This window comes from Halomonas saccharevitans (assembly GCF_900116405.1).
Classification (GTDB): Bacteria; Pseudomonadota; Gammaproteobacteria; order Pseudomonadales; family Halomonadaceae; genus Halomonas; species Halomonas saccharevitans.
In genome coordinates this window covers 26702-34264 of the sequence record NZ_FPAQ01000036.1, presented here as the reverse complement: position 1 = coordinate 34264, position 7563 = coordinate 26702, and the positions used below count along the sequence as shown (strand labels likewise).

9 protein-coding genes are annotated in these 7563 nt (G+C 62.2%); 3 read left to right on the top strand and 6 right to left on the bottom strand.

The genetic code is table 11. From position 1 onward, the window contains the following. A partial coding sequence (locus BM388_RS14355; RefSeq protein ID WP_175535109.1) for a transposase occupies positions 1-162 on the top strand: 162 nt, incomplete at its 5' end. Between the two features lie 162 nt (positions 163-324). Here the strand turns inward: BM388_RS14355 and BM388_RS14350 are convergent. Both BM388_RS14350 and BM388_RS14345 read right to left on the bottom strand, forming a co-directional pair. Then, positions 325-714, bottom strand: coding sequence for a TPM domain-containing protein (locus BM388_RS14350; RefSeq protein ID WP_089851360.1), 390 nt, complete (start codon positions 712-714; stop codon positions 325-327). Further along, positions 711-1331: a LemA family protein gene (locus BM388_RS14345; protein WP_089851358.1), complete on the bottom strand. Its 621-nt coding sequence runs from the start codon at positions 1329-1331 to the stop codon at positions 711-713. Before BM388_RS14345 ends, BM388_RS14350 begins: the two co-directional genes overlap by 4 nt. 56 nt (positions 1332-1387) lie before the next feature. On the opposite strand from BM388_RS14345, the gene BM388_RS17890 reads away from it, so the two are divergent. Next, complete coding sequence (locus BM388_RS17890; protein WP_175535108.1) at positions 1388-1546, top strand: hypothetical protein; 159 nt, start codon at positions 1388-1390, stop codon at positions 1544-1546. A gap of 85 nt (positions 1547-1631) precedes the next feature. On the opposite strand, the gene BM388_RS14340 is transcribed toward BM388_RS17890, so the two are convergent. Both BM388_RS14340 and BM388_RS14335 read right to left on the bottom strand, forming a co-directional pair. Continuing rightward, positions 1632-2402 (bottom strand): DUF1499 domain-containing protein, encoded by a 771-nt coding sequence (locus BM388_RS14340; RefSeq protein WP_089851356.1) that lies wholly within the window; start codon positions 2400-2402, stop codon positions 1632-1634. A 19-nt stretch (positions 2403-2421) separates the two neighbouring features. Further along, positions 2422-3750: a glycerophosphodiester phosphodiesterase family protein gene (locus BM388_RS14335; protein WP_089851354.1), complete on the bottom strand. Its 1329-nt coding sequence runs from the start codon at positions 3748-3750 to the stop codon at positions 2422-2424. Positions 3751-3981: 231 nt separating this feature from the next. Here BM388_RS14335 and BM388_RS14330 point away from each other — a divergent pair, with 231 nt between their 5' ends. Beyond that, complete coding sequence (locus BM388_RS14330; protein ID WP_089851352.1) at positions 3982-4323, top strand: hypothetical protein; 342 nt, start codon at positions 3982-3984, stop codon at positions 4321-4323. Positions 4324-4468: 145 nt separating this feature from the next. Here BM388_RS14330 and BM388_RS14325 read toward each other — a convergent pair whose 3' ends face one another. Next, positions 4469-4960, bottom strand: a complete 492-nt coding sequence (locus tag BM388_RS14325) for an Lrp/AsnC family transcriptional regulator (protein WP_089851350.1) — start codon at positions 4958-4960, stop codon at positions 4469-4471. Between the two features lie 508 nt (positions 4961-5468). Next, positions 5469-6917 carry a dihydrolipoyl dehydrogenase gene (locus BM388_RS14320; protein ID WP_175535107.1) on the bottom strand — a complete coding sequence of 483 codons (1449 nt, stop codon included), beginning with the start codon at positions 6915-6917 and terminating at the stop codon, positions 5469-5471. Positions 6918-7563 lie beyond the last annotated feature (646 nt).

Sequence of the window (7563 nt, the reverse complement as noted above, 5' to 3'; positions counted from 1 at the left end):
ACGGTATACGCCACGGCCCAGGTCACCACCCTGCGCCTGAAGTTGCTGAAGATCGGTGGCGTGGTGATCCGCAATACCCGGCGCGTCCGGCTGATGCTGAGTAGCCACTACCCCGACCAAGACCTCTTCCTCAAGCTGATCAAGAAACTGGTGCCGGGATGACCGGCAGGGTGCTGTCCCCGGCACGAGATAAACAATGGGGGTAGGGGGCAGTGCGTCTTGAAGGCGGGAAATCGATCAAAAAGTGAGCGATTCTCGCGCCATCCAGCATGAAGAGCTGGCCTGCTCACCCGCCAGGCCAAACTCGCGATACTGATGCAATATTCAGGCTAGGCCATAGCCGACCTCGATACGCACCTTGCGCTCCTTCGGCGCGACGATCAGCAGGGCGCCATTGTCCTTCTCCTCCTGGCCGATGCCCCAGTGGCGCCCCAGCTGATAGCCATACTCCTCGATGGTAACGCCCTGCAGGTCCGGCAGGGTGGCCACCACCAGCTGCTCGGTGGTGGCCTCCTCGTGCGCCGCCAGCTGCACGCTCAGGCGGGATTCGGTGGCCTGGTCCAGCAGATCGGCCCGGTCAACCACGCGGCCGGTCAGCTCGGGAAAGTCGAGCTGCCGGGCGTCACTTTCCTGGGCCTGTAGGTCCTGTGCCTGAAGACCAAGGGCCGCCGACAGCAGCAGCGCTAATAGCGGAATGCGCAGAAGATCGATCATTCAAACTCCACCTGGGGGGCCTGGTCGGCGTTCTCGGTCGTGGCGTCGAAGGTCTCGCGAAGCGTCATCTCGTCGTAGAGGAGGCTGTGCCACAGGCGGCCGGGGAAGGTGCGAAGCTCGGTGTTGTAGCGCTCCACCGCGGTGATGAAGTCGCGCCGCGCCACGGCGATACGGTTCTCGGTGCCTTCCAGCTGCGACTGCAGGGCCAGGAAGTTCTGGTTCGACTTCAGGTCGGGGTAGCGCTCTGACACCGCCATCAGGCGGCTCAGTGCCCCGCTGAGCTGCTGCTGGGCCTGCTCGAACTGGCGCATCTTCTGCGGGTCATCCAGCGACTCGGCGTCGATCTGGATGGACGTGGCCTTGGCCCGCGCCTCCACCACGGCGGTCAGGGTCTCCTGCTCCTGCCGGGCGAATCCCTTGACCGTCTCGACCAGGTTGGGCACCAGGTCCGCACGCCGCTGGTACTGGTTCTCCACCTGCGCCCAGGCCGACTTCACCTGCTCGTCGTAGGTGGGGATGTTGTTGACGCCGCAGCCTGCCAGCAGCATCGCCATGATCAGCACAAGGGCGAACCGCCAGACGCGAGGATCGGGAAGCGGAGGGTGTCTCGTCAGCATGGAACAGTCATCCCTGTAATTGCGATTCGATGGTGCCCAAGGTACAGCTCAGGCTGATGGGAAGAAAGCAATGCCATGCCGACCTGCTGCCGTTGGCCGGCACGCCGACGACTTCACCCCCCTTGTTCAATACCAAGTTCGATACCGAGCTCGATACCAAGCTACGCCCGCACATGGGCGAGCTCCTGGTCGAGCGCGGTTTCGAGATGAAGTGAGCCTCGCACAAGCCCTTACGGCATGAGAGCGGCGGCCCAGGGCCGCCGCTCGCACGTGTCGCTTCTGGAGGGGCTGTGTGCCGGCTCAGCCGCTCACTCGCGCCTCCAGGGCGTCGAGGGTGGCCCGGATACGCGACGCATTGGTGCCCACGTCGCTGGTGCCGAGCCGCGAGGCGGAGCGCATGTCCACCCGAACGCCGTCGGCCGTTTCGCGCAGGCGGATCACCACGTCGTCCTTGAAGCCGAACCAGAAGGTCGTGTCGGTGGCCTCGAGCCGGCTGTCGCTTACCGCGGCGATCTCCCAGCCGGCCTCGCGAGCCTCGGCCTCGACGGCTTCCTGCACCTCCGAGAGCGGCGCCTTTAGCACCAGCGGGCCGAGCGCCGGATACCCCTCGCGCTGCTGCTTCGCGGTTGTCTCGCCGGGGTAGGCCACGGCGTTGGGCGCGGCCTTGCGCGCCTCGACCAGTGCCTCGAAGGCGGGCGGATCCTCGAGATCGGTGGTGATATCGTGGATGGGCGGCACCGAGCGCGCTTGATCGATCTGAAGCCAGGGCACCGCGACCAGCGCCAGGCCGGCCAGGATCACCAGCGAGCCGAGCACTGCCGGCAGCGCGCGGCGGGTGAAGGCGGCGATGAGCAGGCTCACCGCGCCCAGCCCAGCGGCGGCGAGGGCGACGAAGGCCCCGTAGCGCAGCATGCTGAAGGCCTCGCCGAGCGAGAGCATCTCCAGGCGGAAGGTCGGCCCGGCCCCGGCCATGGACAGCGCGGCCAGGCAGGCCAGGATGCCCCCGGCGATGGCCACCTTGAAGGCCACTCCCTGGCCTCTATGGGTGGAAAGCGAGCGGTGTGACGTCATGTCGATCCTCGTGGTGGCGTCAGGTAGCGGGCTCGGGATCGAGGCAGTTGTCGTAGAGGGTCACGGTCGCCGGCCAATCCGAGAACAGGCCCATGATCCCCACATCCTTGGCCAGCACGTCCAGCACCAGCAGCTTGTCGCCTTCGTTGTCGACGACCGCATCGACGCTTTGGTGGTACCACTCGCCGTCCTCGCTGAGGGGGCCGGAACGCTCGAAGGTCCAGGCGATCAGCTCGAGTCCGGCCGCCTTGGCACGCTCGGCATAGACCGAGGGCACGATACGCTCCTCGTTCTCTCCGGCCTCGGGGCGGGCCTCGAGCAGCATCCACATCGGCGGAGCGAGGATCTTCACGCCCTGCTCGGCGAGCGCATCCATGCTCGGCGCCCAGCTCGCCGGATCACGGTGGTCGAAGGTCTCGTCATCGTAGCGGCCATCCAGGTAGACCGCCTGACCGGCGAACTCGGGCGCGTTGTCGATCCAGTAGCGCACGTCATCCAGGTTGAACGACTGCGGGAAAACGTCCTCGGCCGCCACGCCGGCGTCCTTGTACTCATCGATCATCTTCTGGGCGTAGTCGGCCTGGCTCATGCCATCGAAGGGCATCGGCACGCCCGGCGCCTTGAGCTCCGGCGTCATGCGCACGCCAAGCGACCGGAACAGTTCGATGCTCTCTGCGTGGGTCATCAGGGTGCCGCGGGTGGCGTAGAGGTCGGTGCGCCAGCCGGGCGTGCCGTCGAGATAGCCCGCGAGGCTACTGGCCTCGGTGTTCACGCCGTCCATGCGGCCCTCCAGGCTCTTGAACTCGGACACCGTGATGTCACTGGTGCAGCACTGGATCGCCTCGGCATTGGTCAGCGCGCCGGTTTCGGGATCGAAGGCCGGCGGCACGCTGCACTGATTGGCCAGCTCCGTCTCGAGGATGTTGGTCGTGGCGTGCAGGTCGCACTGGGAGTGGCGACACACCAGCGCCTTCTCCTCGGTGAAAGTCACATCGCACTCCACGATGCCGGCGCCCATCTGCGCCGCCGCCAGGTACGATTCGCGGGTGTGTTCGGGGAACTGCATGGCCGCCCCGCGATGGCCGATCGAGAAGTCCCGGCGCTGCCACTGCTCGGTGCCGGCGGCGCAGCGCATCAGGGTCTCCTTGAGCTGGCGTTCGCGCTGGGTGCCCTCGTCCATGTCTTGAATCAGGAACAGCGGGCGAGGCCCCAGGGTGACGTTCTGGGCCGCCTCGACGGCGCTGATCTTCTCCGGGCTGACGGCCAGCGCGGACGCCGAGGCCAGTGCCACGACGATACCCAGGGCAAGCGCCAGGCCCATCCGTGGCAGCGCGCCGGTCCTGCTCATGCGGTAAGTCCTTTTCATGATTCGCCTCGCGAGTCGCTTGAGTGGTGGAGTGACTCGCTCAGCGTAGCAGAGCTCCCGTGCACTGCTGGTGACAGCCCTTCGACGCCTTCCCGTGCGGCGATTACCATGCAGGCGACCCGTGAAAAGCCTCTTGGCGCCTTCTCCGGCATTCCCGTGAAGCCCATCCACCGAGTGAGCCGACCCATGATTTCTCCGCCCAGATCCCAGACGATGCCCGACCCCAAGCTGGCCGCGCGCCTGCGTGAGCTGCTGACGAGCCTGCCTGACGAGGGCGTGCCGATTACCTACCAGCAGGCGGCCGAGGCGCTGGGACTTTCGCCGCCGCGCACCGTCCAGCGTGTCGCCTTGGCCCTTGAGGCGCTGATGCGTGACGATGTGGCCGCCGGGCGCCCGCTGATCGCCGCCCTGGTGGTCAGCCGTCGGGGCGAGCTGCCCCGTCTGGGGTTCTTCGAGCTGGCCGTCGAACTCGGCCGCTTCCCCGCCGACCCGGCATGTCACGAGGCGGCCTATCGGCAGGAGCTAGAGCAGGTGCTGGCGGCGCGATCAGCATGAAGCGAAGAGAGTGAGGTGAGGTTACAGGGCGCTATGGTCGGCGGCCGCGCCCTGCGCTTTGCAGTAACCACGCTGGCGTGTGTGCATGCTGGGCCACACAAGATCCATCTGGTGTGACGAAGAGCCGAAAAAAGCTTCTTTCGATTCAGTTGTTTGGGCTGGTCGTCAGGTTGGTAATGTTGAGTTGAGAAGATTTGATCTCTCTGGTGGTGATGTAGGTCATGTAGCGTTCGATTCCTAAATCCGCTGAAAGAAGTTCATCCATCACATCCTGAAAAGCGGGGAGACTAAGCGTCACGACTTTCAAGATGTAATCCATTCCTCCTCCCGTCGCCGTGCATTCGATGATCTCGTCTACCTGTTTGATGTGATTCTCGAAACGCTCAAAGACCGACTTCCGATGCTCCTTGAGTGAAACGGTAACAATAACCCTGGTGACATCTGCGATCTTATCGAGCGCGATGTCCGCATAGTATCCGCGTATCAACCCGGCTTCCCTTAATCGGTTGAAACGAATCCAGCACGGTGTCGGGGAAAGATTGACGATCTCTGAAAGTCTTATTTTGCTGAGATGGCCGTGATGTTGCACTGCGCAAAGAATGCGGATGTCTGCAGCATCGATGGCGATTTTTCTCATTTGTTCTGATCCTCCATTGTGACACCCAGCGTAGGCGCTGGCTCAGGAGTAAGGCGGAGGTATGTTCCGATGTTAGATACTGCGCCTTGAGATCGAGAACAATCTGAAGGGAATATTGACCGGGAGTATGAGCTAGGATGAAGATGCAGCACGCCAGGGTAGATCAGTGATTCGATTTACAGTGGTTGCCGAGGTTCTCGCACGCAAGGAACTCATTCCCGCTGTACAGTACTATAGCAGACGCTACCAGCAGCTGGTTCAAGCCGGTCGGGATCATGCTAGAGCTCATGAGTTGAACGCCTTTTATATCGATAAGTACATGTTTTTATTGTTGACGTGTCAAAAGGTTTCGTGAGCCACAGGAGGCGGCAGACACGCCGCAGATTGCGTGGATGGCCGAGGTGGCCACCAAGCGCGGCGATCATAGCGAATGGCCCTCTCGAATCAGGTTGGTCGCAGACATTAACGACTTACAGAGAAGATGCCATTCACCATTTTCAGGGCTGTTTTATGAGTATGCCGGGACCGAGTTTGAATGAATCATGGTTTCAGCCGCATAGACCCGACGCTTCTCCCTGGCATCGATCAGCACATCCCTTAACAGCTCTTCGGCACTGGGGTGATAGACCGGCATCATCAGTACCTGCTCGGCGGTCATGCTGTGGGTGATGGCCAGGGCAAGCAGGTGCGCCAGGTGTTCGGCCTGGTAGCCAAGCAGCTCGGCCCCCAGGATCACGCCGGTGCGCGCGTCCAGATAGACCTGAATACGTCCCTCGACCTTGTTCCATACCACATGACGGGGGCTGGCAAAGGGTAGCTCTCCTATCACGATCTCCAGGCCTTCAAGTTCCCGAAAGCTCTGCCCGATGATGGCGATCTGAGGGTCGGTGAAGAACACCATCAATGGCGGCCTACGGTCCACTGGCACCGGGTCCGGGTAGTTCAAGGCGTTATCGGCGGCGATACGCCCCTCATCGAAGGCTTCATGCCACACCGGCAGGTATTCGGACGCATCGCCGGCGATGAAAATGGGGGAGTCGGAGCAGAGCATCGTCTGCGGGTCGAATACGACCTTGCCCGCTTCGGTGAATTCCGCGCCGGTATGCTCCATCCCCAGCTGATCAACATTGGAGATCCTCCCCGTGGCGACCAGTACCCTGTCGAACACCTTGGTGACCCGCTGGCCGTTCGGCTGTTCAAACTCGATCCAGGCACCTTCAGCATCTTGCCACGTGCTTACCACCTGGCCGCTGGGGTAGATATCCAGTTCGGCGCTGAGGATATCGAGCGCTTCCTGCTGCATGTCCGGGTGGGTGAGGGCGTTGATCTTTCCGGAGCGGCCGTAGATGGTCGTGTCGACGCCGAGCCGGTGGAGTGCCTGCCCCAGTTCCAGTGCGATAACGCCCATACCGATCACCGCTATCGAGTGGGGAAGGTCCTCCAGCTCAAATACCGTATCACTGGTGAGTACGCGTTCCATGACGGGCTCGAACACCTGGCTCACCGCCGGCCTGGAGCCGCAGGCGAGGATGAACTTTTCCGCTTTGACTTCGACGGAGTCGCCTACCCTGAGGTGGCCCGGTCCGATAAACCTGGCGCGCCCCTCGAGCTTGTGATGGGGCGGGATCTTGTCGACGTAGCGAAGATTGTTGGCGACAAAGCGCTGATCTCGCTCTCGGCGCAATCTTTCGAACACCTTGTGTCCATCCACGTGACCTTCGGATGACACGCCGAAGAAATCGCTGGTGGTCAGGTGGTGCGCGTAATCGGACGCGGTGATCAGCAACTTGCTGGGCATGCAGCCGACCCGCGCGCAGGTCGTCCCGTAGGGACCGTCCTGGATCATCAACACGCTGTCAGTCTTGCGACTGATCTTAGAGTAGGCGCCAAGTCCAGAGGTGCCGGCACCGATGATCGCGTATTCAACATTAATGGTTTTCATCGTGGATTCGCTCATGGGGCGCCTCATGTTCCAGGTGCCTGGTTTTTCCAGGCGTGCCGTGATGGGGGACGTCGTCGCGCTTGGCTATGGTCGCTGTCCAGGCTGTTAACGCCTGTCGAGCTAGGTGTATAGGTGTAAAAGTTGTCGTGGTTTGCAGTGTGACGGTCTGGAGGCCATTTACCAGATACAAGCTACTCGTGAGGCGATCCAGCGGTAAAGCGAGAGTTTCTAAGTGTTTGGCTTATTTTTCGTAATCCATGTGGGTTGGCTGGCGGCCCGCGGGGAATAGGGAGTGAAGGTGGGTGGTGCACCCAGGCAATCATCGCCGTTGCCGGGTGTCTTCGCGTTAGCCAGGCTAATCCAGCGGCTTAGAAATCGTCGCTTTCCAAGGCTTTCCTGGATCACTTACGCTGAAGGTATCGTGAGGCAGGATGCCTCTCCGAGTCGGCCTGTCGGCTCGTCATCCGCTGGCGAAGCTGGCAAAGAAAGATAGCTCAGTCGGCTACCCGGAGCGAAACGAAAAAAGGGACGGAGGCGATAGGTGTCGTGCTGTCCCCCTAGATCACCTTCGGCGCAGCCATGATGTCGGGAAAAGATATCCAGTATCCATGCTGGGGGCTAGCGGCACTTTTCCTAGCGTCACTCGATCACCGCCGAGGTG

Coding starts and splice junctions, on each gene's coding strand:
- BM388_RS14335 (WP_089851354.1), bottom strand. CDS start 3,750: ATGAGCAGGACCGGCGCGCTGCCACGGATGGGCCTGGCGCTTGCCCTG.
- BM388_RS14345 (WP_089851358.1), bottom strand. CDS start 1,331: ATGCTGACGAGACACCCTCCGCTTCCCGATCCTCGCGTCTGGCGGTTC.
- BM388_RS17890 (WP_175535108.1), top strand. CDS start 1,388: ATGGGAAGAAAGCAATGCCATGCCGACCTGCTGCCGTTGGCCGGCACG.
- BM388_RS14320 (WP_175535107.1), bottom strand. CDS start 6,917: ATGAGCGAATCCACGATGAAAACCATTAATGTTGAATACGCGATCATC.
- BM388_RS14330 (WP_089851352.1), top strand. CDS start 3,982: ATGCCCGACCCCAAGCTGGCCGCGCGCCTGCGTGAGCTGCTGACGAGC.
- BM388_RS14350 (WP_089851360.1), bottom strand. CDS start 714: ATGATCGATCTTCTGCGCATTCCGCTATTAGCGCTGCTGCTGTCGGCG.
- BM388_RS14340 (WP_089851356.1), bottom strand. CDS start 2,402: ATGACGTCACACCGCTCGCTTTCCACCCATAGAGGCCAGGGAGTGGCC.
- BM388_RS14325 (WP_089851350.1), bottom strand. CDS start 4,960: ATGAGAAAAATCGCCATCGATGCTGCAGACATCCGCATTCTTTGCGCA.